This is a genomic window from Massilia sp. SYSU DXS3249 (genome assembly GCF_053668055.1).
In genome coordinates, this window is record NZ_JBSIPX010000002.1 from 387431 (window position 1) to 411964 (window position 24534).

Here is a 24534-nt window from a genome sequence, read left to right on the forward strand (position 1 = left end):
GGCACCGCGCATTCACCGCCACGACGCCTAGACGAGGACCATCGCATGGCCCATTTCGGCGTGGTGGCCCCCGCTTTCTACAGCCACTTCAGCGCGCTGTCCGCGCTCGCCCTCGCCCTCGTCGCGCGCGGGCACCGCGTCACCTTTTTGCAGCAGGCGGATGCGTCCGCGTATGTGCGCGATGCCCGTATCGGCTTCCGCGCACTGGGTGGCGCCAGCCATCCGCCCGGGTCGCTCGCTGCGTCCCTGAGGCGCGCGGCCAATCCGGGCAGCCCGCTCGGGCTGCGCCGCGTCATCGTCGACATGGCGCAGACGACCGCCATGCTATGCCGCGAACTGCCGGCTGCCATCGAAGCCCTGAAAATCGACGCCCTGATCGGCGACCAGATGGAAGCGGCCGCCGGGCTGGTGGCCGAGAGCACGGGCCTGCCCTTCGTGTCGGTGGCCTGCGCGCTGCCGGTCAACCGCGAGCCCGGCATCCCGCTGCCGGTGATGCCCTTCGCCTGGAGCGACAGCGAACGCGCGCTGCAGGTCGTCGAGGGCAGCACCCGCGTCTACGACTGGATGATGTCGCCGCACCGCCAGGCCATCGAAGGCGAGGCGCGGCGCCTGGGCGTCCCAAGCCGCGGCGCCCTGCACGAATGCCTGTCGCCGCTGGCGCAGATCAGCCAGACCGTGGCCGCCTTCGAGTTCCCGCGCAAGGAATTACCGGCGCACTTCCACCACGTCGGGCCGTTGCGCGCCGAAGGGACGGCGCCTGCGAACATCGAAGCCCTGCCCGACATCGATCCACATCGTCCTTTCGTGTTCGCCTCGCTCGGCACGCTGCAGGGCCAGCGCCTCGGCCTGTTCAAACGCATCGCCAAAGCCTGCCGCGCGCGCGGCGTGCAGCTGCTGGTGGCGCACTGCGGCGGACTGGACGCGCGCCAGGCCCAGGCGCTGCGGCAGGCCGGGGCAGACTGGGTCTGCGCCTTCGCGCCGCAGCAGGCCGTGCTGGAGCGCGCCGACGCCGTCGTCTCGCACGCCGGCCTGAACACGGTGATGGATGCGATCGCCGCCCACACGCCCATCCTGGCGCTGCCGATCGCCTTCGACCAGCCCGGTGCGGCGGCGCGCATCGTCCATGCCGGCGTCGGCCTGCGCGCCTCGGCCCGTTTTACGAGTGCCGCCACGCTCGGGCGCCAGCTCGGGTGCCTGCTCGAGGAACCGGCGTTCCGCGAACGCAGCGTGCAACTGGCGCACAGCGTGCGGGGAGCCGGCGGCACCGCGCGTGCCGCCGACATCGTCGAGCAGGCCTTGCGGATCAGGCAGCCCGCGGAGAGCGTCCATGGATAGGCGCGCCATCCCTGAACCGGAACGGGCGACCTGGGACCTGATCCTGGTCGGCGGCGGCCTCGCCAACGGCCTGATCGCCTGGCGCCTGCGCAGCCAGCGCCCGGATCTACAAATCCTTCTGCTGGAAAGCGGCGCGCGCATCGGCGGCAACCACACCTGGTCCTTCCACGACAGCGACCTCGATGCCGCCCAGCGCGCCTGGCTGGCGCCGCTCGTCGGCACGCGCTGGCCGCGTTACGACGTGGTCTTCCCCGGCTATGCGCGCACGCTCGAGAGCGGCTATGCCAGCATCGCTTCCGACGATTTTGCGGACGTGATCGAAGCTGCCCTGGGCGGCACGCTGCGCACCGGCGTGCAAGTGAGCGCGCTCGGCCCGTCCTGGGTGACGCTGGGCACCGGCGAGACCCTGCACGCCGGCGCCGTCATCGACGGGCGCGGCATGCGCGCCAGCAGCCGCCTCGCCCTGGGCTATCAGACCTTCCTCGGCCAGGAAGTGAAGCTGGCCGCCCCGCACGGTTTACACGCCCCGGTGATCATGGATGCCAGCGTCGAGCAGCAGGGCGGCTACCGCTTCGTCTACCTGCTGCCCTTCGGCCCCGACCGGGTGCTGATCGAGGACACCCATTACGTCGATTCCAGGCAATGGGAGCCGCAGCGGCTGCGCGCCAACATCGCCGCCTATGCGGCCGCGCGCGGCTGGCGCATCGAGGAAGTCATCCGCGAAGAACACGGCTCGCTGCCGATCGTGCTGGCGGGCGACATCGACGGCTTCTGGGCCGACCTCGACGGCCAGCCCTGTTCCGGCCTGCGCGCCGGCCTGTTCCACGCGACCACCGGCTACTCGCTGCCGCATGCGGTGCGCCTGGCGGAACGCATCGCGCGCCTGGGCGACCTGTCGGCGCCCGCCCTGTTCGCCGCCATCCGCGACGAAGCACAAGCCGAATGGCGCAGCCAGCGCTTCTTCCGCCTGCTCAACCGCATGCTGTTTTTGGCCGGCAGCGCCGACAGGCGCTGGGTCGTGATGCAGCGTTTTTACCGGCTGCCGGCGCCCCTGATCGCACGCTTTTATGCCGGGCGCCTGCGCCTGGCGGACAAGGCGCGCGTCCTCACCGGCAAACCTCCCGTACCCGTGCGCCAGGCCATGTCTGCCGCATGCAAGATCCATCCGAACCAGATCAGGAATTCCGAATGAATGCTTCGAAAAAAGCTGTGGTGGTCGGCGCCGGCTTCGGCGGGCTGGCCCTGGCGATCCGCCTGCAGGCCAGCGGCATGCAGACCACGCTGCTGGAAAAGCGCGACAAGCCCGGCGGACGCGCCTACGTCTACGAAGACCAGGGCTTCGTGTTCGACGCCGGCCCGACCGTCATCACCGATCCGTCCTGTATCGAAGAACTGTTCGCGGCCGCCGGCAAGCGCATTGAAGACTATGTCGAGATGCTGCCGGTCGCGCCCTTCTACCGCCTGTGCTGGGAAGACGGCAGCCACTTCGACTACGCCAACGACCAGGAAGCGCTCGACCGCCAGATCCACGCGCGCAACCCGGCCGACGTCGCCGGCTACGCCCGCTTCCTCGCCTATTCGAAAGCCGTGTTCGAGGAGGGTTACGTCAAGCTCGGCACGATTCCTTTCCTGTCCTTCCGCGACATGATCGGCGCCGGCCCGCAGCTGGCGCGCCTGCAGGCCTGGCGCAGCGTCTACAGCATGGTGTCGCGCTTCGTCCAGGACGAGCACCTGCGCCAGGCCTTCTCTTTCCACTCTCTGCTGGTCGGCGGCAATCCCTTCGCCACCTCGTCGATCTACACCCTGATCCACGCACTCGAGCGGCGCTGGGGCGTGTGGTTCCCGCGCGGCGGCACCGGGGCACTGGTAAAAGCCCTGGTGCGCCTGTTCGAGGACATCGGCGGGCGCATCGAGCTCAATGCGCCGGTGGCGCAGATCGAAACGAGCGGCAACCGGGTGTCCGGCGTGCGCCTCGAGGATGGGCGCCTGTTCCCGGCCGACGCGGTTGCCTCGAACGCCGACGTGGTCCATACCTACAAGTCCTTGCTGGGCCAGCACCCGCGCGGCGTGAGCGAGGCGGCCAGTCTCGGCAAGAAGCGCTTTTCGAATTCGCTGTTCGTGCTCTACTTCGGGCTCGACCACCATCATTCGCAACTGCAGCACCACACGGTCTGCTTCGGGCCGCGCTACCAGGGACTGATCGACGAGATTTTCAAGGGCGACACCCTGGCCGAGGATTTTTCGCTCTACCTGCACGCACCCTGCGTCACCGATCCGTCGCTGGCGCCACCCGGCTGCGGCAGCCACTACGTGCTGGCGCCGGTGCCCCATCTCGGCAATGCGCCGATCGACTGGGAAGTCGAAGGCCCGCTCTACCGCGACCGCATCTTCGACTATCTCGAAAAGCGCTACATGCCGGGCCTGCGCAGCCAGCTCGTCACCAGCCGCATTTTTACGCCCTTCGACTTCCGCGACCAGCTCAACGCCCACGTCGGCTCGGCCTTCTCGCTCGAACCCATCCTCACGCAAAGTGCCTGGTTCCGCCCGCACAACCGCGACAAGGAGCTCGGCAACCTCTACCTGGTCGGCGCCGGCACGCACCCCGGCGCCGGGGTGCCGGGCGTGATCGGTTCGGCCAAGGCCACGGCCGGCCTGATGATCGAGGAGGCGCTGGCATGAGCGAGGCGCTGCTGGAGCATGCGACCGAAACCATCAAGGTCGGCTCGAAGAGTTTTGCGGCGGCGGCCAGGCTGTTCGACCCCGCCACCCGGCGCAGCGTGCTGATGCTCTACGCCTGGTGCCGCCATTGCGACGATGTGGTCGACGGCCAGGAACTGGGGCTCAATACCGTCGCGCCCAGCCCGCACGATGCCGCACGCGAGCTGATGGTGCTGCGCGAGCAGACCACGCGCGCCTATGCGGGCGACGCCATGCACGACCCGGCCTTTGCCGCCTTCCAGGAAGTCGCGCTGCGCCACGCCATCGAGCCGCGCTTCGCCTTCGATCACCTGGACGGCTTCGCGATGGATGTCGAGGGCGCGCGCTACGAAACGATCGAGGACACGCTGCGCTACTGCTATCACGTGGCCGGCGTCGTCGGCCTGATGATGGCCTCGATCATGGGCGCGAAGGACCCGGCGGTGCTCGACCGCGCCTGCGACCTCGGGCTGGCCTTCCAGCTGACGAACATCGCGCGCGACATCGTCGAGGACGCCCGCAACGGGCGCTGCTACCTGCCGGCCGAGTGGCTGCGCGAGGCGGGCATTTCCCTCGATGAAGTTGCCCTGCCGCGCCACCGCGTGCCGCTGGCGAAGGTGGCGGCGCGCCTGGTCGACCATGCGGAACCGTATTACGACTCGGCGGCCGTCGGCGTCCAGGCCCTGCCCTTGCGTTCGGCCTGGGCGATCGCCACCGCGCGCAACGTGTACCGGCAAATCGGGATCGAGGTCAAGGCACGCGGACCGCGCGCCTGGGACGAGCGGGTCGGCACCTCCAAGGCCACCAAGCTGTGGCTGCTGGCGAAGGGCGGCGTCAGCGCGCTTGCTTCGCGTGCCGGCGCGGCGCAGGAGCGTCCTGCGCATCTGTGGCAGCGTCCGGGTGCTGCTTCTGGAGCGCCCCGCCATGCAGCGCCTGCAACTGCCGTTTGAGGGTGGCGACCGGCGGCGCGTACAGGAAGCCGAAGGACACCGCGCCATCCTTGCCCGGCACCGCATGGTGCAGGCGGTGCGCCTGGTAGATGCGCTTGGCGTAACCGCTGCGCGGTACGATGTGGAAGGGCCAGCGCCGGTGCACCAGCCCGTCGTGCGCGACGAAGTACAGCAGGCCATAGGCCGTCATGCCAACGCCGATCCACTGCAGCGGCCAGGCGCCTTTGCCGCCGAAATACACGAGGACGGTCGCCACGACCGCGAACACGACGGCATACAGGTCGTTCTTCTCGAACCAGCCTGTCCTCGGCTCGTGGTGCGAGCGATGCCAGCCCCAGCCGAAGCCGTGCATGACGTACTTGTGCACGACGATGGAAAACACTTCCATCAGCACGATGGTGGCCACGACGATGAGCGTATTGAGCAGCATGGATGCAGCGGGTGCGCAGGAAAAAGAGATAGCAACAGCCTACCATAGGGGCATGCGCGCACGGCTCCGGTGTGTCCTGCAGCGCCGGCCTAATTCACAACAATTTGGAGAAGGAAAAACGCAATGATGTATTTGTCCCGCCCCGTCCTGTCGCGCCTCCTCGGCGGCGCCCTGCTCCTGCCTGTCCTCACCGCCTCGGCCGGCAACATCGAAGTCCGGGTCTCGGGGATCACGGCCGCGAAGGGCAAGGTCAACGTCGCCGTCTGCGACAAGGAACGCTTCCTGAAGCAATGCGCCCACAGCGCCTCGGCGCCGGCCCGCGCCGGCGAAACCACCGTCGTCGTCAAGGACGTGCCCCCGGGCACCTGGGCGGTGCTCGCCTACCAGGACGAAAACGATAATGGCGAACTCGACCGCAACCTGGTCGGCATCCCGAAGGAACCCTACGGTTTCAGCCGCGACGCGCGCAGCAAGTTCGGCCCGCCCCGCTTCGAGGACGCCCTGATCGAGCTGGGCGACGCGCCGCTCGTCACCAGTGTGCGCCTGCGCTAAGACCTGACGTCAGGGCCACGAACGCGCTTCAGGCCGTGGCCGACGCATCCCGGTGGTTCGGCTGCACGCCGCCGTCGAGCACGCGCATCAGGAAGTGCACCCTGCGCGGCGCGCGGTGCCGCTCGTGGATGTCGCGCGTCAGCACCTCGACCCGGCGCGGCTGCATCGCCAGCTGGCGCACGTCGATGGTCTCGTCGGCCGGCGCGTGCCCCGTGAGCTGTTCCGCCAGGTGCTGGGCGACGGTGCCGTGCAGCGTGACCGGCACGCCGTTCATGGTCGTCTTCAGCTCGAAGGCGCGCGATTCGGGCAGGACGAAGACCGTCCCGACGTATTCTTTGCCGTGCTCTTCCATGTCAGTCTCCTGTGACACGCAATGGTGCGCTGGCGCGGTTTTCAAACCCGCCTGAACGCTACTTCATCATAGCAAGCGCGCGCCTGAGCGCAATGTGAGAATCACTGGCGGCGCGCAGCCCGGCTGCCGACCGGCCGTCAGCCGAGGCGCGGCTGCCGCAGATGCAGGGCGACGGCAGCAGGCTGCACCTCGCTGTCGAAGTCCAGCTGCGCGATCCGGTGCATCACCTCCGCCAGGTCCTGCCTGCCCGCGCCGCCTTCGAAATGGATTTCGACCTCGACGACGATATCGCCGGCGCCATGACCCGTCGTGGAATGGATGGCGACGACCCGGTGCAGCTTCGCCAGGGCGCGTTCGACCAGGCTGGTCAACCCGCGTTCCACCTGTTCGGCCGAGTTTCCGGGAACGTGGTACTGAACCAGCATGACGGGCAGCGGCGGCTGGGCGGCAAGTCCCTTCCCGGCGGTCGTGAGCATGAGAATACCTAAGGCAAAGTGTCGTCTGGACAGCAAGGAGAACCTCATCTGTGTCTACGCGGGCTGGGCAAGACTAACATACCCAGCAAGCACTGAACTCATCTGTTGAAAGTGGCTAACTCTGCCTGATGCCTCAATACTTTCATTTCCAACGGCAACGCTACATTTCCTAGCGGTTACTCAAAAAAGACTACTTATTGTCGAGTAAATTTACATGCTGTGTTCGCTAGCGCACAAAGAAGTGCGTAAACCAATGATTACAAAAGAATCGTTACCCTGGCATGCAAAATGCATAGTGGGCTCTGCCGTAAATACGGCTTCCAACACACTCAATAGGGGAAAAAAATGCATTCTTTGTTACGCTCCGTTCTGTTGCCCGTCCTCCTGGGAATGGCTTCCCTCTCGGCGAACGCCACCACCGTCACCGTATTCGGCTCGCTCACCGACGGCCTGGATAATTACAACGCTGTCGTGGACGCCGCAGGCGCCACTGCGACGCACGACAAGCTGGAAAACCTGGTCGGTGGCGACAGTATCACGCGCGGTTCGTACACGCTGACGCGCACCAGCGGGGGCTTCCTCTCGCCTACCACCTACGGCAACCTGTCCGGCCAGGTCATCGATATCTCGCCGTTCGGCGCGACCGGCAATGGTTCCATCGCCAGCGGCGTCACCCTGACGTTCAACTCGGCCGTCAATGCGATCGGCTTCGAAGTCGGCGACTGGGGCACCTGCTGCCAGCCGTCCGCACTGTATATTTCCTTCGATGACGGCGCGCCGATCCAGGTCGGCATGTCGGAAGTGTTCGGCGACGTGTTCTTCGATGGCCTTGCCGAGGTATTCGTCGGCGCATTCGACGACACGTCGTCGTTCACCAAAGTGCAGTTCTGGGGTGACGGCGTGGGTGAGTTCCTGGTCTTCGGCGGCACCATCCACTACGCGCTGCTCGACGAGGGCAGCCTGCCGCCTCCGAGCGACGTACCGGAACCGGCGTCCCTGGCCTTGCTTGGCCTCGGGGCGATGGGACTGGGCGCTGCGCGCCGCCGTGCACGCCGCAATGCCTGACAGGCTTTCGCTCTGACCCGGGTCACATGATGTCGTGAGCGAACAGGAGGCCGCAGGCATGCGGCCTCCTGACTGTACCGGTCCGCTGAAGGAAACCAAGGAACAGACATGAAAGAACCGAACATGGCGGCCGCGTCGAATCCACCTTCGCGGGCCCCTGGCGCAGGAGCGCCGATGCCCCACTTCGACCGGCTCAATGAGCACTTGCGCGCCATCGTCCAGCGCGGACTGGTGCTCGACCTTGAATGTGGCGCAATCAATGCGTGGATTTTCATGAAGGACCACGGAGTGAACGAAAGCACCATCCTGCGCGTGCTCGCCCATCCGGAGCGGCGCAGGATGTCCGACGCACACGCAGTCCGGCAGGCGCGCAGCGATGGACTTCCACTCCGGACACGGCGATTCGAGCGCATCGCGTCAGGGGCGTTCCGGGACTAGCGGTATGGCATGGGCCGGCTTGACCCAGGCCTCCCACGCTTCAATGCCCGTAGCTGAGCACCCGCAGCAGCTTCCATTGGCCATCCTCGCGCTCCCACACCATCGAGAAGCCGTACACGCCGCACTCTTCCGGCGCCGTCGCCGATGGCTTGTTGCAGAAGCGATGCTTGCCGATGTGCATGGCGTGGTTCGGGCCGGCGGGGAAGACTTCGACGGTGTCTGGCATCACTTCGCGCCGGATGCGGTTCGGCGCCGCAAAATTGCGTTCGAAGATGGCGATGTTCTGGGCATAGTCGGTCAGTCCGCTGCGGTCGTGATAGAACTCGAGGCGCGGGCTGAAGCCGGCCTTCAGCGGCCCGATGTCGCGCGCGTTCAGCCCCCCGAACAGGCGCGCGTCGGCTGCCGTGATCTCGGCCTTCAGCTGTGCCGGCGGCACATCCTCGGCAAGCGCGGGCGCCATGCCGCCGAGCGCGGCCAGGCACGCCGCAGCCAGTATTTTCTTCATGCTGTCCTCCGTGGTAGGGAAAACGGCACTATGCCAAGTTGGCATCCCTGTGCGCACGCGCTATCGGACGAATCGACATGCGGTGCGGACGAACGGTGGGAAAGCAGCTGCCAGCCGGGCAGTAACCCTCGGTTTCTCGACGTGGCTGAACACAAAAACGGGACCCTCAGGTCCCGTTACGATGACTGCGTCAGGTTGACGCTCAGCGCTTGCGCGCCGGTGGCAAGTCCGTGCAGACGCCCTTGTACACTTCCGCCGCCATGCCGATCGACTCGCCCAGGGTCGGGTGCGGGTGGATCGTCTTGCCGATGTCGACGCCGTCGGCGCCCATCTCGATGGCCAGCGCGATCTCGCCGATCATGTCGCCGGCATTCGTGCCGACGATGGTGCCGCCGATGATGCGGTGGGTTTCGGCGTCGAACAGCAGCTTGGTGAAGCCTTCGTCGCGGCCGTTGGCGACCGCGCGGCCGCTGGCGTTCCACGGGAAGTGGCCCTTCTCGACCTTGATGCCCTTCTGCTTGGCTTCGTCTTCGGTGAGGCCGGCCCACGCCACTTCCGGATCGGTGTAGGCCACCGACGGAATGACCTTCGCGTCGAAGTAAGCCTTCTCGCCAAACGCCGCTTCCGCCGCGACGTGCGCCTCGTGCACCGCCTTGTGGGCCAGCATCGGCTGGCCGACCAGGTCGCCGATGGCGAAGATGTGCGGCACGTTGGTGCGCATCTGGCCGTCCACGCCGATGAAGCCGCGGTCGGTCACCGCCACGCCGGCCTTGTCGGCCGCGATCTTCTTGCCGTTCGGGCTGCGGCCGACGGCCACCAGCACCAGGTCGTACAGCTGCGGTTCCGGTGCGGCCACGCCTGCCTCGGCCGACTCGAAGGTCACCTTGATGCCTTCAGGGAGGGCTTCCACGCCGACGGTCTTCGTCTTGAGCATGATGTTGTCGAAGCGGTGCGCGTTGTACTTCTGCCAGACTTTCACCGCCTCGCGGTCGGCGCCCTGCATCAGGCCGTCCATCATTTCGACGACGTCGATGCGCGCGCCGAGGGTCGAGTACACGGTCGCCATTTCCAGGCCGATGATGCCGCCGCCGATGACCAGCATCTTCTTCGGTACCTGGCGCAGTTCCAGCGCGCCGGTCGAGTCGACGATGCGCGGGTCTTCCGGCACGAACGGCAACTTCACCACCGCGGAGCCGGCGGCGATGATCGCCTTGGCGAACTTCACGACCTTCTTCGCGCCGTCGCTGCCGGTGACTTCGATGTGGTTCGGGCTCAGGAACTGGCCCACGCCCTGCACCACGTTGACCTTGCGCGCCTTGGCCATGAAGGCCAGGCCGCCGGTCATCTTCTTGATGACGCCGTCCTTGTAGCCGCGCAGCTTGTCGATGTCGATCTCGGGCTTGGCGAAGGTGACGCCGTTGGCGCTCATGTGCGCGGTCTCGTCGATGATGTGCGCCATGTGCAGCAGCGCCTTCGACGGGATGCAGCCCACGTTCAGGCAGACGCCGCCCAGGGTGGCGTACTTCTCGACCAGCACCGTGTTCATGCCGAGGTCCGCCGAACGGAAGGCGGCCGAGTAGCCGCCGGGGCCGGCGCCCAGCACCATCATCTCGCACTCGATGTCGACCTGGCCGCTGTAGCTGGCTGCGGCAGGTGCAGGCACCGCGTTCGGCGCGGCGGCGTCGGCCTTGTGGGCCGGCGCGTACGAGTCGGTCGGGCCGGCAGCGGCGGTCGGCGCGACAGCCTGCGCGCCGATCTGGGCTGCAGGTGCGGCCGATGCCGCAGGAGCTGCAGCAGGAGCGGCAGCCGCGGGCGCCGAAGCGCCGGCACCGCTCTCTTCCAGCATCAGCAGCAGCGAACCTTCGTTCACCTTGTCGCCGACGGCGACCTTCAGCTCCTTGACCACGCCGGCGTGGGTCGACGGAATCTCCATCGAGGCCTTGTCCGACTCCACGGTGACCAGCGACTGGTCGACCTTGATCGTGTCGCCGGGCTTGACCATCAGCTCGATGATTTCGACGTCCTTGAAATCGCCGATGTTCGGGACTTTTACTTCAACAGTACTCATGCTCGGCGCTCCTTACAGAAGGGTCTTGCGCAGGTCGGCCAGCACTTCGGCCAGGTAGGCGGCGAAGCGTGCAGCGCCGGCGCCATCGATCACGCGGTGGTCGTAGGACAGCGACAGCGGCAGCATCAGGCGCGGCTGGAAGGTCGAACCATCCCACACCGGCTTCATGGCCGACTTCGACAGGCCGAGGATCGCCAGTTCAGGTGCGTTGATGATCGGCGTGAAGGCCGTGCCTCCAATACCACCAAGCGACGAGATCGTGAAGGTCGCGCCCTGCATGTTGGCAGGCGACAGCTTGCCTTCGCGCGCCTGGGCCGACAGTTCGCCCATCTCGGTGGCGATCTGCGACACGGTCTTCTTGTCCGCATCCTTGACGACCGGGACCACCAGGCCGTTCGGGGTGTCGGCCGCGAAGCCGATGTTGTAGTACTGCTTGAGGATCAGGTTGGCGCCGTCTTCGCTCAGCGAGGCGTTAAATTGCGGGAACTTCTTCAGCGCGGCGACCGAGGCCTTGATGACGAAAGCGAGCATGGTCAGCTTGACCGCCGACTTCTGCTTGGCCAGCGCGGCGTTCGAATCGACGCGGAACTGTTCCAGGTCGGTGACGTCGGCTTCGTCGAAGGTCGTCACATGCGGGATCATGACCCAGTTGCGGTGCAGGTTCGGGCCGCTGATCTTCTTGATGCGCGAGAGCGGCAGCAGTTCGGTCGGGCCGAACTTCGAGAAGTCGAGCGACGGCCATGGCAGCAGGTCCAGGCCGACGCCGGAACCGCCCTTGCTTGGTGCAGCGGCGGCGCTTGGCGCGGCCATCACGCCCTTGACGAAGTTCTGCACATCCTGCTGGGTGATGCGGTTCTTCGGGCCGGTGCCCGGCACGCGCGACAGGTCGACGCCGAGTTCGCGGGCGAACTTGCGGATCGATGGCGATGCGTGGGCTTTGGATGCATCTCCGGCTGGAGCGGCGGCCGGTGCAGGCGCAGCGGCAGGAGCCGGCGCAGGGGCTGGAGCCGGTGCAGCGGCAGCTGGTGCCGGCGCAGCGGCAGGCGCCGGCGCGGCAGCAGGAGCAGCCGCAGGTGCGGCTTCAGTAGGCGCGGCGGCTGCGCCACCGGCGGCTTCCTCGACCATCAGCACCAGCGAACCTTCGGCAACCTTGTCGCCGACCTTGACCTTGATTTCCTTGACCACGCCCGCATGGCTGGACGGGATCTCCATGCTGGCCTTGTCCGATTCCACGGTGACCAGCGACTGGTCGACCTTGATCGTATCGCCGACTTTGACCATCAGTTCGATGACTTCGACTTCCTTGAAGTCGCCGATGTCCGGGACTTTGACTTCCACAATGCTCATCGTATTAGCTCCGTTATTTTTTGTTAGCTTGGTAGAGTTGCCGCCATTCCTGCGCCCCTGAGGGGAGCAGGAATGGCGGATACCACTCGCATTACTGGGTCACAGGATTCGGCTTGTTCGCATCGATGCCGTACTTCTCGATGGCTTGCGCCACGACCGACATGTCGATCTTGCCTTCGTCGGCCAGCGCGCGCAGGGCGGCGACGGTGACGTAGTAGCGGTTCACCTCGAAGAACTCGCGCAGCTTGACGCGCGAATCCGAGCGGCCGAAGCCGTCGGTGCCGAGCACCTTGTAGGTGCGGTCTTTCGGCATGAAGCCGCGGATCTGCTCGGCGAACAGGCGCATGTAGTCGGTGGTCGCGACGATCGGGCCGCTCGTGTTCTGCATCAGCTGGGTCACGTACGGCACGCGCTGCTCGGCGGTCGGGTTGACCATGTTCCAGCGCTCGCAGTCCTGGCCATCGCGGGCCAGCAGCGTCAGCGACGGAGCGGACCAGATGTCGGCGGCGACGCCCCAGTCGTTCTTGAGCAGTTCGGCGGCGAAGATCGATTCGCGCAGGATGGTGCCGCAACCGATCAGCTGGACGCGGTTCTGGGCGTTCGCATCGCCTTCCTGGAACAGGTACATGCCCTTCAGGATGCCCTCTTCCGTACCAGGCTTGAGGCCCGGCTGCTCGTAGTTCTCGTTCATGATGGTGATGTAGTAGAACACGTCTTCCTGTTCAGTCACCATCCGGCGCAGGCCGTCCTGGATGATCACGGCGACTTCGTGGCCGAAGGTCGGATCGTACGGCAGGCAGTTCGGCACGGTCGCGGCGATGATGTGGCTATGGCCGTCTTCGTGCTGCAGGCCTTCGCCGTTGAGCGTCGTGCGGCCGGCGGTGCCGCCCATCAGGAAGCCGCGCGCACGGATGTCGCCCGCCAGCCAGACCAGGTCGCCCACGCGCTGCATGCCGAACATCGAGTAGAAGGTGTAGAACGGGACCATCGTGCGGTTGTTCGACGAGTACGAGGTCGCCGCGGCGATCCACGAGCTCATGCCGCCCGCTTCGTTGATACCCTCCTGCAGGATCTGGCCGGCCTTGTCTTCGCGGTAGTACATGACCTGGTCTTTATCGACCGGCTCGTACAGCTGGCCCTGCTGGTTGAAGATGCCGATCTGGCGGAACAGGCCTTCCATGCCGAAGGTACGCGATTCGTCGACCAGGATCGGGACGATGCGCTGGCCCAGGCTCTGGTCTTTCAGCAGGGTCGTAATGACGCGCACGTAGGACTGCGTGGTCGAGATTTCGCGGCCCGCTGCAGTCGGCTGGAGCACGGCATTGAAGGCTTCCAGCGGCGGCACGACCAGCTGCTCGTCGGCCTGCTGGCGGCGCTGCGGCAGGTAACCGCCGAGGGCCTGGCGGCGCTCGTGCAGGTACTTCATCTCAGGCGAGTCGTCGGAAGGCTTGAAGAACGGGATCTCGGCCAGCTTGTCGTCCGGGATAGGAATGTTGAAGCGGTCGCGCATTTCGCGGATTGCTTCATCATCGAGCTTCTTGGTCTGGTGCGCGGTGTTGCGCGCCTCGCCCGACTTGCCCATGCCGAAGCCCTTGACGGTCTTCACCAGCAGCACGGTCGGGGTGCCCTTGTTCTCTTGCGCGTTCTTGAAGGCCGCGTAGATCTTGTGCGGGTCGTGGCCGCCGCGGGTCAGGCGCCAGATGTCGTCGTCGCTCATGTTGGCGACCATCTTCAGCAGCTCGGGGTGCTTGCCGAAGAAGTGCTTGCGCACGTAGGCGCCGTCCTTGGCCTTGTAGTTCTGGTATTCGCCGTCGACGGTTTCCATCATCACGCGCTGCAGGATGCCATCCTTGTCTTTTGAGAGCAGGGCGTCCCACTGCGAGCCCCAGATGACCTTGACGACGTTCCAGCCGGCGCCGCGGAAGTCCGCTTCCAGTTCCTGGATGATCTTGCCGTTGCCGCGCACCGGGCCGTCCAGGCGCTGCAGGTTGCAGTTGACGACCATGACCAGGTTGTCGAGCTGCTCGCGCGCGGCCATGCCGATCGCGCCCATCGATTCCGGCTCGTCCATCTCGCCGTCGCCGCAGAAGACCCAGACCTTGCGGTTGGCGGTGTCGGCGATGCCGCGGGCGTGCAGGTACTTCAGGAAGCGTGCCTGGTAAATCGCCATCAGCGGGCCCAGGCCCATCGAGACGGTCGGGAACTGCCAGAAGTCCGGCATCAGTTTCGGGTGCGGATAGGACGAGAGGCCCTTGCCGTCGACTTCGCGGCGGAAGTTCAGCATCTGCTCTTCGGTGATGCGGCCTTCGAGGTAGGCGCGCGCGTAGATGCCGGGCGAAGAGTGGCCCTGGATGTAGAGCAGGTCGCCGCCGTGGGTCTCGGTCGGGGCGTGCCAGAAGTGGTTGAAGCCGATGCCCAGCATGTTGGCCAGCGAGGCGAAGGACGAGATGTGGCCGCCCAGGTCGCCGTCGGCGCGGTTGGCCTTGACGACCATCGCCATCGCGTTCCAGCGCATCCACGAGCGCAGGCGCTCTTCGTATTCGAGGTTGCCCGGGCAGTTCACGTTCAGGTGGGCCGGAATCGTGTTGACGTAGGCGGTGTTGCTGGAGAACGGGATGTGGGCGCCACGGCGGCGCGCCAGGTCGACCAGGCGTTCCATAAGGTAGTGCGCGCGGTCGGTACCTTCGTTTTCGATGACCGCTTCCAGAGCCTGAAGCCATTCCTGGGTTTCGAGCGTGTCCGGGTCGTTGGCGGCCTGCGCCGTCAACTGATCGAGTTGAGCTGACATTGATGCGTCTCCTTAGTGTGGTGCCCCACCCCGATCCCCAGATCGCCGGCGGCGGATTGTATTGAACAACTAACCTGAAAATAACCGGTAGATTCTACCAGTGAGATTATTCTTTTTCAAATTACGATATTTCATTTCATAATATGGAATTAGGTATGCGAATTGGATGTTGTGGGGTGGGCTCGAATACTTCTGGTTGCTACCCCGGCCCCATCTGTAAATATGACAACGAACCACGGAGCGCGGCGCGCGATACCTGCGCGCGCCGTATAATTTCATCTTTGTCCAGTGATGAGCCCCACCATGCCTGCCCAACTGATCGACGGAGTCCAACTTTCCCAGCAACTGCGTGCCGAAATCGCCGAGCGCGCGGCCAAACTCACCGCGGCCGGCCAGCAGCCGGGGCTGGCCGTGATCCTGGTCGGCGAAGACCCGGCCAGCCAGGTCTATGTGCGCAACAAGGTCAAGGCCTGCGGCGACGTCGGTTTCCACTCGGTACTCGAAAAATACGATGCCGACCTGACCGAAGCCGCCCTGCTGGCCCGCATCGAAGCTCTGAACGAAGACCCTTCGATCCACGGCATCCTGGTGCAGATGCCCCTGCCGCGCCACATCAGCCCGAACAAGGTGATCGAGGCGATCGCGACTTCCAAGGACGTCGATGGCTACTCGGTGCTGTCGGCCGGCGAACTGGTCGCCAACCTGCCGGGCTTCCGCCCCTGCACGCCCTACGGCTGCATGAAGCTGATCGAATCGACCGGCGTCGACCTGCGCGGCAAGCATGCCGTCGTCATCGGCCGCTCGAACACCGTCGGCAAGCCGATGGCGCTGCTGCTCTTGCAAGCCAACGCTACCGTGACCATATGCCATAGCGCGACGCCGGACCTGGGCGTCTACACGCGCCAGGCCGACGTAGTCGTGGCCGCCGTCGGCCGCCGCAACACCGTCACCGCCGACATGGTCAAGCCGGGCGCCATCGTGATCGACGTCGGCATGAACCGCGACGACGCCGGCAAGCTGTGCGGCGACGTCGACTTCGCCGGCGTGCGCGAAGTCGCCTCGCACATCACCCCGGTGCCGGGCGGCGTCGGCCCGATGACGATCACGATGCTGTTGATGAATACCGTCGAGTCCGCGGAACGCGTGCTCGGCAAGAACCAGGAACGCCTTGCCCCGCCGGCAGGAATGGTCCCGAAGGCGGGCATCGCTTGATGAAGTGAATGAGCGACCGGCGTCGATCGAGAAGGTCGATGCCGGCACCTTGAAAGGAACACCATGAGCATTGACACCAGCAATTCCCTCCTCGATTTTTCCGGCCTGCCGCGCTTCGACCTGTTCCGCCCGGAACACGTCACCCCGGCCATCGAACAGCTGATCAAGGAGGCCACCGAGGTGGTGGCCAGGCTCGAAGCGCCGACCGAGTCCGTGACTTGGGACAATTTCGTGGTGCCGCTCGAGGAAGCGACCGAACGCCTGGGCCGCGCCTGGGGCATCGTCAACCACCTGAACCACGTGGCCGATACGCCCGAGCTGCGCGCCACCTACAACGAAAACCAGCCGAAGGTCACCGAGTTCTGGACCACCCTCGGCCAGAACGAAGTGCTGTTCGACAAGTACAAGGCCATCCGCGCCGGCGCCGAATACGACAGCCTGAGCCCGGCCCGCAAGCGCATCGTCGAGAACGCCCTGCGCGACTTCCGCCTGGGCGGCGCCGAGCTGCCGGCCGATAAAAAGGAACGCTTCGCCGCCATCCAGGAGCAGCACGCCGCCACCTCGACGCGCTTCTCGGAAAACGTGCTCGACGCCACCAACGACTACAAGCTGCTGGTCGAAGACGAAGCGGAACTGGCCGGCCTGCCCGAGGACGCGAAAGCCGCCGCCCGCGCGGCCGCCGAGGCCGCGGGCAAGACCGGCTGGCAGTTCACCCTGCACTTCCCGTCCTACTTCCCGCTGCTGCAGTTCGCCGACAGCCGCAAATTGCGCGAGACGATCTACCGCGCCAGCGCCACCAAGGCCTCGGAAATGGGCAGCGTCTTTTCCGAGCTGGAGAAGTGGGACAACACGTCCAACATCGCCACCCTCCTGAAGCTGCGCGACGAGGAAGCCAAGCTGCTCGACTACCGCAACTTCGCCGAAGTGTCGCTGGTGCCGAAGATGGCCGAGAGCCCGGAACACGTCATTCAATTCCTTGAAGACCTGGCCAAGCGCGCCCGTCCGTTCGCCGAGAAGGACCTGGCTGAACTGCGCGCCTTTGCGAAAGACGAACTCGGCATCGACGACATGCAGGCCTGGGACGTTGCCTACTCCTCGGAAAAGCTGCGCGAAAAGCGCTATGCCTTCTCGGCGCAGGAAGTCAAGGAGTACTTCCCCGAGCCGAAGGTGATCGAAGGCCTGTTCAAGGTCGTCCAAAGCCTGTTCTCGGTACAGATCAAGCCGGACACGGCCCCGGTCTGGCATCCGGACGTGCGCTTCTACCGCATCGAGCGCGACGGAGAACTGGTCGGCCAGTTCTATTTCGACCTGTACGCGCGCGCCGGCAAGGGCCAGGGCGCCTGGATGGACGATGCGCGCGGCCGCCGTATGACGACGGGCGGCATCGTGCAGACCCCGGTTGCCTACCTCACCTGCAACTTCACCCCGCCGGCGACTGTCGACGGCAAGCTGCAGCCTTCGCTGTTCACGCACGACGAAGTGACGACCCTGTTCCACGAATTCGGCCACGGCCTGCACCACATGCTGACCGAAGTCGAGGAATTGTCGGTATCGGGCATCTCGGGCGTGGAATGGGATGCGGTCGAGCTGCCGTCCCAGTTCATGGAAAACTTCTGCTGGGAGTGGGACGTGCTGCAAGGCATGACCGCCCACTTCAAGACCGGCGAGCCGTTGCCGCGCGCGCTGTACGACAAAATGCTGGCGGCGAAGAACTTCCAGTCCGGCATGCAGACCCTGCGCCAGGTCGAGTTCTCGCTGATCGACATGCACCTGCACTACGACTTCGACCCAGGCAGCCAGCGGACCGTGCAGGAACTGATTGACGACGTGCGCAGCAAGTTCTCGGTGATGATCCCGCCGTCCTTCAACCGCTTCCAACACTCGTTCGGCCACATCTTCGCGGGTGGTTACGCGGCCGGCTACTACAGCTACAAGTGGGCGGAAGTGCTGTCGGCGGACGCGTATGCGGCCTTCGAGGAAGCGCTCGAAGCCGGCGGCGGCGAACTGTCGGCGGAGACCGGACGGCGCTTCCAGCGCGAGATCCTGGCGATGGGCGGCTCGCGCCCGGCGCTGGAATCGTTCAAGGCCTTCCGCGGCCGCGAACCCTCGATCGACGCCCTGCTGCGCCACAGCGGCATGAGCGGCTCCTGATCTGATCTGATCTGATCTGAAACAACCCGCGTCCCGGCCTTTCGCGCCGGGACGCTCCCAAACCCACCAAACCGCAGCGCTCCGGTTTACAATCCGTCACCATGACCCGGATCGACTTCCACACCAATATCCCCGACAAGCTCGCCTACGCCTGCCGCCTGGCGCGCAAGGCCTATGCGGCCAAGGCGAAAGTCGTGCTGCTGGCCGAGGACGACGCCCAGGCCGCGGCGCTGAACGACGCCCTGTGGACGCTGTCCGACACCGATTTCCTGCCCCATGTGCTGGCGGACGACCCGCTGGCGCCGGAAACGCCGATCATCGTCACCAGCAGCGAAGAGGCGGCCCTGCCGCACCACGACATGCTGGTCAACCTGACGCGCCGCACGCCCAGTACGTTCGCCCAGTTCGCGCGGGTGTTCGAGATCATCTCCACGGACGAGGCGGACGCCGCCGCCGGGCGCCAGCGCTACGTCGCCTACAAGAAGCAATCCTATCCCCTGACCCACTTCGTCGCAGGCCAGTCATGAACCAGAATCCGGCATTTGACAGCAGCATTCCCGTGTTGACTGAAGTGGTGCTGGAGCCCATGCCTGCCGAGCTCGAGCCCGCCGCCGAGCTGGCTGCCGCCGAGCCGGTTCCTGCCGAGGCGGCGCCCGCCGAGCCTGTCCCGGCCCCCGCCCCCGAACCCGACTGGGACGCCCTCGAGCGCCGCATCGCCGAGCGCATCGTCGCCCAGCTCCAGCCCCAGCTCGACGCCATCGTGCGCAACGCCCTCGCCTCCGCGGGCGACCAGATCCACATCGGCCTGCGCCAGGCGGTCGAGCAGATGGTGGCGCAGCAGATCGCGGCCGTGCAAAAGTAGGCCTCCTGCATACCTCCGCTTTAGCGCTTTCGCCGGACGGAATTTTGTTGTACCTTTGCCCTGCTATAAATCGCAACACGGCGCACGCCGGCGGTTCATCGGGCGGTCGCCTCCACCATCCAATGGAGAACGCATGACCATCAAGCCCCTATTCCTCGCGGTGACCTTGTGCGTGACCGGGGCCGTCCAGGCCCAGCAAGTCGTGAAGATCGGCCACGTCGCCCCGGTTTCCGGTCCCAACGCCCACCTCGGCAAGGACAACGAGCTGGCCGCGCGCATGGCGGTCGACGAACTCAACGCCAAGGGCTTCACCATCAACGGCCAGAAGGTGACGCTGCAGCTGCTCTCCGAGGACGACGCCTCCGATCCCAAGCAGGGCACGGCCGTCGCCCAGAAACTGGTCGACGCCAAGGTGAAAGGCGTGATCGGCCACCTCAATTCCGGCACCTCGGTACCCGCCTCGAAGATCTACAACGACGCCGGCATCCCGCAGATTTCGCCGGCCACCACCGCCACCCAGTACACGAAACAGCGCTTCCCCGGCGCCTTCCGGGTGGTGGCGAACGACGCCAAGCTCGGCGGCACCCTCGGCAAGTACGCCATCGACACGCTGAAGGTGAAGAACATCGCCGTCATCGACGACCGCACCACCTACGGCCAAGGCGTGGCCGCCGAGTTCCTGAAGGGGGCCAAGGGGCCGGGCGTGCGCATCGTCGGCAAGGAATTCACCAGCGCCAGCGCGACCGACTACACGGCCATCCTGACCTCGATCCGCTCCAAGAAGCCCGACCTGGTCTTCTTCGGCGGCATGGATTCGGTGGGCGGCCCCATGCTCAAGCAGATGAAGGCGCTCGGCATCAACGCCCGCTTCATGGGCGGCGACGGGATCTGCACCGAAGCCCTGGGCCGGCTGGCGGGCGACGCCGTCGGCGAGGGCAAGGTGATCTGCGCGGAAGCCGGCGGCGTGGCCGGGGCCGAGCAGGAGAAAGCCATGGCCGACTTCCGCGCCCGCTTCAAGCAGAAGACCGGGCAGGACGTCCAGCTGTATGCGCCCTATGTCTACGATGCGGTGATGGTGATGGCGGCGGCCATGCAGGCGGCGAAATCGGCCGAGCCGATGAAGTACCTGCCCGAGCTCAAGAAGATCAACTACAAGGGCGTCACCGGCCCGATCGCCTTCGACGCTTCCGGCGACATCAACAATGGCGCGCTGACCCTGTACACCTACAAGGGCGGCAAGCGCACCAGGATCGATGTGATTCGCTGATCATGAGGGCATAAAAAAAGCGCGCTCGGCTCGGGCCGGCGCGCTTTTGACATTTCTTGCTGCAGTTACGAGCGCCTGACAAGCTCACAGGGCAAGGCGCAGCGTCGAAGACAGTACGTTGGTACGGCGAGACGGTGCAACGCCGCCATGTGAGTTTGTCAGGCGCTCGTGGTTTATTTAGTGGCCAGGATCCACTTAACCAGGCTGCGCGCATCCGCTTCGCTCACCTGCGGATTGGCCGGCATCGGCACCGAACCCCAGGCGCCCGCGCCGCCCTTCATGACTTTCGCCACCAGCTTGTCTTCCGCGCCCTTCTGGCCGGCGTACTTGGCGGCCACGTCCTTGTAGGCAGGACCGACGACTTTATTCGCTACGGCATGGCAGGCCATGCAATTCTTGGCTTTGGCGAGGTCGGCCTGCGCGAACGCACTCGAGGATGCAAGAACCGACAAGACACCACACAAGATCAAAGACCGTTTCATCTGACTTCTCCAAAAGTAATGATTGCATTCTACCGCGTTTCGGGGCGCCGGCAGTCGGCGGTCACACTCTGTAACGTCGCTTACGTTTTCTGGTTGCGGCAGCGCCACTCCGTGTCGATCCCAAGCGTTATTTTGCCACAGAGCACTAAAAAATCCGTAAGATGGCCGGGTTCTGGAGAAAAACATGCCCTTGATCCTGTTGATTGCCGCGCTGGTCGTCCTGCGCTTTTTCGAAGTCTGGCGCTTCGCCGAGTTGTCCTGGTGGTGGATCGTCGGCCTGATGGTGTTCGCCTTCGTCTGGTTCGAATATATCGAAAAGCTGCTTGGCTGGGACAAGAAAAAAGCCCACAACGAAGACGAAAAGCGCCGCCAGGCACGCGTCAAGAATACATTCGACAAGCGCAAGTAATTCCCCTCCTGCCCGCCGTCACGCCCACTCCCGGGCGCCGCGTTTGCTCAGCAGCTCAACCGTGAGGCCCCCGTTCCGCCCTCCGCGCTAGAATGGATAGTCATCTGGGTCGAGGAAACGTATGGAGCATGGGCCGAACAGTCACTGGAGCGCCGCACAGGCGGCTGCCTTCACCGAGCTGATGCTGCGCGAAACGCGGCAGTACGGCATCATGTTCTACGAGCACGACTACCGCATCAGCGGCTGGAACGAGGGCGCCTTCCACCTTACCGGCTGGACTGCCGACGAGGTGCTGGGCCAGCCGACGGCCATGCTGTTCGTACCCGAAGACCGCGCCCGCAAGCTCGACGAACACGAGGCGGACACGGCGCGCATCGTCGGCGTCGCCGAGGACGAACGCTGGCACATGCGCAAGGACGGTTCGCGCCTGTGGTCGAGCGGCGTGTCGATCCTGATGCCGGGCGCACCCGGCACCCAGCCCCGCTTCATGAAAATCTTCCGCGACGCCACCCACCTGCGCGCGCGCATGAAATACCTGGAGAACGTGCTGCAGGACTGCAGCGTCCAGGAAAACGAAAAGAACGTCTTCATCGGCACCATCGCCCACGAAATGCGCAACCCGCTCGCGCCCCTGAAAACCGGCCTGGAGCTGATGAAGCGCCTCCCCGGCGGCGACCCGCGCCAGGCCCAGCCGATCCAGATCATGGACCGCCAGATCGGCTTCCTCGAGAAACTGGTCGAAGACCTGGTCGACCTGACGCGGGTCCAGACCGGCAAGATGAGCATCGCCTACGAGCGGGTCCTGCTGCAGGACTGCCTGCACGAGGCCATCGACAGCTGCCGCACGGGCGCCCAGACCAAGAAGCAGACCCTGATTCCGGTGCTGCCGCCCCTGCCGCTCGAGATCGAGGTCGATTCGCGGCGCCTGCTGCAAGTGTTCGTCAACCTGATCAACAATGCCGTCAAGTACACGTCCGCGGGCGGCACGGTCTGGGTCACGGCCACGGCCGACCAGACCCATTTCATCTGCAACATCAAGGACAACGGCCAGGGCATCAGCCCCGAACTGCTGCCGCGCATCTTCGACGTGTTCACCCAGGCCGGCACGGGCGCCGCGCGCGGGTCGGGCCTCGGGATCGGCCTGGCGGTGGTGCGCGAGATCGTCTCCCTGCACCAGGGGACGGTCGAGGTGCGCAGCGAAGGCGCCGGCCGCGGCAGCGAGTTCCTGGTGCGCATCCCGCTGCGGCAGCCGCACGGGTCGGAGCCGGAGCCTTTGCCGGTGCCGGGTGTGGCCGCCTGACGGCGGCCATGTACGTAGGGTGGACGGGTCTCCCGTCCACGCGTTCAACCGCTGCGTGATGCGTCGCGACGTTTCATCTGCTGGTTGAACGCGTGGACGGCGGAGCGGTCCACCCTACGAATCCATCACCCTGTCACCGCGCCCTTGCTCGCGCTCGACGCCAGTGCCGCGAACTTGGCCAGCACGCCGCGCGTGTAACGCGGCGCTGGCCGGGTCCAGGCGGCGCGGCGGCGAGCGATTTCCTCGTCGGGCAGGTTCAGTTGAATCAATAAGGCGTTGGCGTCGATCGTCACCGAATCGCCCTCCTCCACCAGCGCGATGGTGCCGCCCTCGAAGGCTTCCGGCGACACGTGCCCGACCACCATGCCCCAGGTGCCGCCCGAGAAGCGTCCGTCCGTGATCAGGCCGACCGATTCGCCCAGGCCCTGGCCGATCAGGGCGCCGGTCGGGGCCAGCATTTCCGGCATGCCGGGGCCGCCCTTCGGGCCGAGGTAGCGCAGCACCAGCACGTCGCCGGGCAGGATGCGCTTGGCCATGATCGCGTCCATCGCCGAATACTCGTCGTCGAACACGCGCGCCGGTCCGGTGATCGCAGGATTTTTCAGGCCGGTGATCTTGGCCACGCAGCCTTCCGGCGACAGATTCCCCTTCAGCACCGCCAGGTGGCCCTGGGCGTACAAGGCCTGGTCTATCGTGTGGATCACGTCCTGCCCCGCCGGCGGGGTCGAGGGTACGTCGGCCAGTTCCTCGGCCAGCGTGCGCCCGGTAATCGTGATGCAGCTGCCATCGATCAGGCCGGCGTCCAGCAGCAGCTTCATCACCTGCGGCACGCCGCCGGCCCGGTGCAGGTCGGTCGCCACGTACTGGCCCGAGGGTTTCAGGTTGCAGATGACGGGCACCTTGCGCCGCACGCGCTCGAAATCGTCGAGCGTCCATTCGACCTCGGCCGCGTGGGCGATGGCGAGGTAGTGCAGCACGGCGTTGGTCGAACCGCCGGTAGCCATGATCAGGGAGACGGCATTCTCGATGGAGGCGCGGGTGATGATGTCGCGCGGCTTGAGGTCGCGTTTCACCGCCTCGACCAGCACGCGGGCCGACTCGGCGCAGGAGGCCACCTTTTCCTCGTCCGGGTTGGCCATCGTCGACGAGTACAGCAGCGACATGCCGAGCGCCTCGAACGAGGACGACATGGTGTTGGCCGTGTACATGCCGCCGCAGGAGCCGGACGAGGGGCAGGCGTTGCGTTCGATGCCGTCGAAATCCTCCTGGCTCATGCGCCCGGCCGTGAACTCCCCGACCGCCTCGAAGGCCGACACGATGGTCAGGTCCTTGCCCTTCCAGTTGCCCGGCTTGATCGTGCCGCCGTAGACATAAATGCCGGGCACGTTGGCGCGCGCCAGGGCGATCATCCCGCCCGGCATGTTCTTGTCGCAGCCGCCGATCACGACCACGCCGTCCATCCACTGGCCGTTGACGCAGGTTTCGATGCAGTCGGCGATGACCTCGCGCGAGATCAGCGAAAACTTCATGCCTTCGGTGCCCATCGACATGCCGTCGGAAATGGTCGGGGTGCCGAACACCTGCGGGTTGGCGCCGGCCTGCCTGACCGTGGCAATCGCGATGTCGGCCAGCTTTTGCAGGCCCGAGTTGCAGGGGGTGATGGTCGAGTGGCCGTTGGCGACGCCGATCATCGGCTTGCCGAAATCGTCCTCGGTGTAGCCCATCGCGTAGTACATCGAACGGTTGGGGCTGCGGGCGACGCCCTCGGTGACGTTGCGCGAGCGGCGGTTGTAGCGCGGCGGGTTGGCCATGATGGACTCCTGGAGGGGAATCGTTCCAGCATGCCGT

General features: G+C 65.7%; 23 protein-coding genes. 14 read left to right on the forward strand and 9 right to left on the reverse strand.

Annotation, left to right across the window (positions count from 1 at the left end; translation table 11 throughout):
• Positions 1–45 precede the first annotated feature (45 nt).
• From ACWCIA_RS04000 to crtB, 4 genes are read left to right on the forward strand one after another with little or no spacing between them, the layout of a single operon-like run.
• Entirely contained in the window at positions 46–1335 is a 1290-nt protein-coding gene (locus ACWCIA_RS04000; protein WP_454161173.1) for a glycosyltransferase, read from the forward strand.
• Complete coding sequence (gene crtY, locus ACWCIA_RS04005; RefSeq protein ID WP_454161175.1) at positions 1328–2527, forward strand: lycopene beta-cyclase CrtY; 1200 nt, start codon at positions 1328–1330, stop codon at positions 2525–2527. Before ACWCIA_RS04000 ends, crtY begins: the two co-directional genes overlap by 8 nt.
• Positions 2524–4014: a phytoene desaturase gene (locus ACWCIA_RS04010; RefSeq protein WP_454161177.1), complete on the forward strand. Its 1491-nt coding sequence runs from the start codon at positions 2524–2526 to the stop codon at positions 4012–4014. Before crtY ends, ACWCIA_RS04010 begins: the two co-directional genes overlap by 4 nt.
• Positions 4011–4982 carry a 15-cis-phytoene synthase CrtB gene (crtB, locus tag ACWCIA_RS04015; RefSeq protein ID WP_454161179.1) on the forward strand — a complete coding sequence of 324 codons (972 nt, stop codon included), beginning with the start codon at positions 4011–4013 and terminating at the stop codon, positions 4980–4982. Before ACWCIA_RS04010 ends, crtB begins: the two co-directional genes overlap by 4 nt.
• Here crtB and ACWCIA_RS04020 read toward each other — a convergent pair.
• Positions 4867–5412 (reverse strand): sterol desaturase family protein, encoded by a 546-nt coding sequence (locus tag ACWCIA_RS04020; RefSeq protein WP_454161181.1) that lies wholly within the window; start codon positions 5410–5412, stop codon positions 4867–4869. The genes crtB and ACWCIA_RS04020 overlap by 116 nt on opposite strands.
• Positions 5413–5535: 123 nt before the next feature.
• Between ACWCIA_RS04020 and ACWCIA_RS04025 the strand changes: the two genes are divergently transcribed.
• The gene (locus ACWCIA_RS04025; RefSeq protein ID WP_454161183.1) at positions 5536–5964 is read left to right on the forward strand and encodes a DUF2141 domain-containing protein; all 429 of its coding nucleotides are present in this window, start codon (positions 5536–5538) and stop codon (positions 5962–5964) included.
• Positions 5965–5992: 28 nt separating this feature from the next.
• Here ACWCIA_RS04025 and ACWCIA_RS04030 read toward each other — a convergent pair whose 3' ends face one another.
• Together ACWCIA_RS04030 and ACWCIA_RS04035 are read right to left on the reverse strand one after the other, a co-directional pair.
• Positions 5993–6316 (reverse strand): hypothetical protein, encoded by a 324-nt coding sequence (locus ACWCIA_RS04030; RefSeq protein ID WP_454161185.1) that lies wholly within the window; start codon positions 6314–6316, stop codon positions 5993–5995.
• A gap of 137 nt (positions 6317–6453) precedes the next feature.
• Positions 6454–6792 (reverse strand): hypothetical protein, encoded by a 339-nt coding sequence (locus ACWCIA_RS04035; RefSeq protein ID WP_454161187.1) that lies wholly within the window; start codon positions 6790–6792, stop codon positions 6454–6456.
• Between the two features lie 390 nt (positions 6793–7182).
• Between ACWCIA_RS04035 and ACWCIA_RS04040 the strand changes: the two genes are divergently transcribed.
• A complete protein-coding gene (locus tag ACWCIA_RS04040; protein ID WP_454161189.1) occupies positions 7183–7857 on the forward strand; it encodes a PEP-CTERM sorting domain-containing protein in 675 nt (224 codons plus the stop codon).
• Between the two features lie 108 nt (positions 7858–7965).
• A complete protein-coding gene (locus ACWCIA_RS04045) occupies positions 7966–8295 on the forward strand; it encodes a hypothetical protein (protein WP_454161191.1) in 330 nt (109 codons plus the stop codon).
• A 40-nt stretch (positions 8296–8335) separates the two neighbouring features.
• Here the strand turns inward: ACWCIA_RS04045 and ACWCIA_RS04050 are convergent, their stop codons facing one another.
• The 4 genes from ACWCIA_RS04050 to aceE form a co-directional block, all read right to left on the reverse strand.
• Positions 8336–8800 carry a nuclear transport factor 2 family protein gene (locus ACWCIA_RS04050; protein WP_454161193.1) on the reverse strand — a complete coding sequence of 155 codons (465 nt, stop codon included), beginning with the start codon at positions 8798–8800 and terminating at the stop codon, positions 8336–8338.
• Between the two features lie 202 nt (positions 8801–9002).
• Positions 9003–10868, reverse strand: a complete 1866-nt coding sequence (lpdA, locus tag ACWCIA_RS04055; protein ID WP_454161195.1) for a dihydrolipoyl dehydrogenase — start codon at positions 10866–10868, stop codon at positions 9003–9005.
• 12 nt (positions 10869–10880) lie between these two features.
• Entirely contained in the window at positions 10881–12215 is a 1335-nt protein-coding gene (aceF, locus tag ACWCIA_RS04060) for a dihydrolipoyllysine-residue acetyltransferase (protein ID WP_454161197.1), read from the reverse strand.
• 91 nt (positions 12216–12306) lie between these two features.
• Positions 12307–15003 carry a pyruvate dehydrogenase (acetyl-transferring), homodimeric type gene (gene aceE, locus ACWCIA_RS04065; protein WP_454161199.1) on the reverse strand — a complete coding sequence of 899 codons (2697 nt, stop codon included), beginning with the start codon at positions 15001–15003 and terminating at the stop codon, positions 12307–12309.
• A gap of 303 nt (positions 15004–15306) precedes the next feature.
• Here aceE and folD point away from each other — a divergent pair, with 303 nt between their 5' ends.
• From folD to ACWCIA_RS04090, 5 genes are all read left to right on the forward strand, one after another.
• Entirely contained in the window at positions 15307–16215 is a 909-nt protein-coding gene (gene folD / locus ACWCIA_RS04070) for a bifunctional methylenetetrahydrofolate dehydrogenase/methenyltetrahydrofolate cyclohydrolase FolD (protein ID WP_454161200.1), read from the forward strand.
• Positions 16216–16278: 63 nt separating this feature from the next.
• Positions 16279–18366: a M3 family metallopeptidase gene (locus ACWCIA_RS04075; RefSeq protein WP_454161202.1), complete on the forward strand. Its 2088-nt coding sequence runs from the start codon at positions 16279–16281 to the stop codon at positions 18364–18366.
• A gap of 101 nt (positions 18367–18467) precedes the next feature.
• Positions 18468–18893, forward strand: coding sequence for a DNA polymerase III subunit chi (locus ACWCIA_RS04080; RefSeq protein WP_454161204.1), 426 nt, complete (start codon positions 18468–18470; stop codon positions 18891–18893).
• Positions 18890–19228, forward strand: a complete 339-nt coding sequence (locus ACWCIA_RS04085; protein WP_454161206.1) for a hypothetical protein — start codon at positions 18890–18892, stop codon at positions 19226–19228. The genes ACWCIA_RS04080 and ACWCIA_RS04085 overlap by 4 nt, the downstream gene beginning before the upstream one ends.
• 133 nt (positions 19229–19361) lie before the next feature.
• A complete protein-coding gene (locus ACWCIA_RS04090; protein ID WP_454161208.1) occupies positions 19362–20495 on the forward strand; it encodes a branched-chain amino acid ABC transporter substrate-binding protein in 1134 nt (377 codons plus the stop codon).
• A 173-nt stretch (positions 20496–20668) separates the two neighbouring features.
• On the opposite strand, the gene ACWCIA_RS04095 is transcribed toward ACWCIA_RS04090, so the two are convergent.
• Positions 20669–20977 (reverse strand): c-type cytochrome, encoded by a 309-nt coding sequence (locus ACWCIA_RS04095; protein WP_454161210.1) that lies wholly within the window; start codon positions 20975–20977, stop codon positions 20669–20671.
• A gap of 184 nt (positions 20978–21161) precedes the next feature.
• Between ACWCIA_RS04095 and ACWCIA_RS04100 the strand changes: the two genes are divergently transcribed.
• A complete protein-coding gene (locus tag ACWCIA_RS04100) occupies positions 21162–21386 on the forward strand; it encodes a TIGR04438 family Trp-rich protein (RefSeq protein WP_454161212.1) in 225 nt (74 codons plus the stop codon).
• Positions 21387–21507: 121 nt separating this feature from the next.
• Positions 21508–22686, forward strand: coding sequence for an ATP-binding protein (locus ACWCIA_RS04105; protein WP_454161214.1), 1179 nt, complete (start codon positions 21508–21510; stop codon positions 22684–22686).
• Positions 22687–22811: 125 nt separating this feature from the next.
• On the opposite strand, the gene ilvD is transcribed toward ACWCIA_RS04105, so the two are convergent.
• Positions 22812–24497 carry a dihydroxy-acid dehydratase gene (ilvD, locus tag ACWCIA_RS04110; RefSeq protein WP_454161215.1) on the reverse strand — a complete coding sequence of 562 codons (1686 nt, stop codon included), beginning with the start codon at positions 24495–24497 and terminating at the stop codon, positions 22812–22814.
• Between the last annotated feature and the right edge of the window lie 37 nt (positions 24498–24534).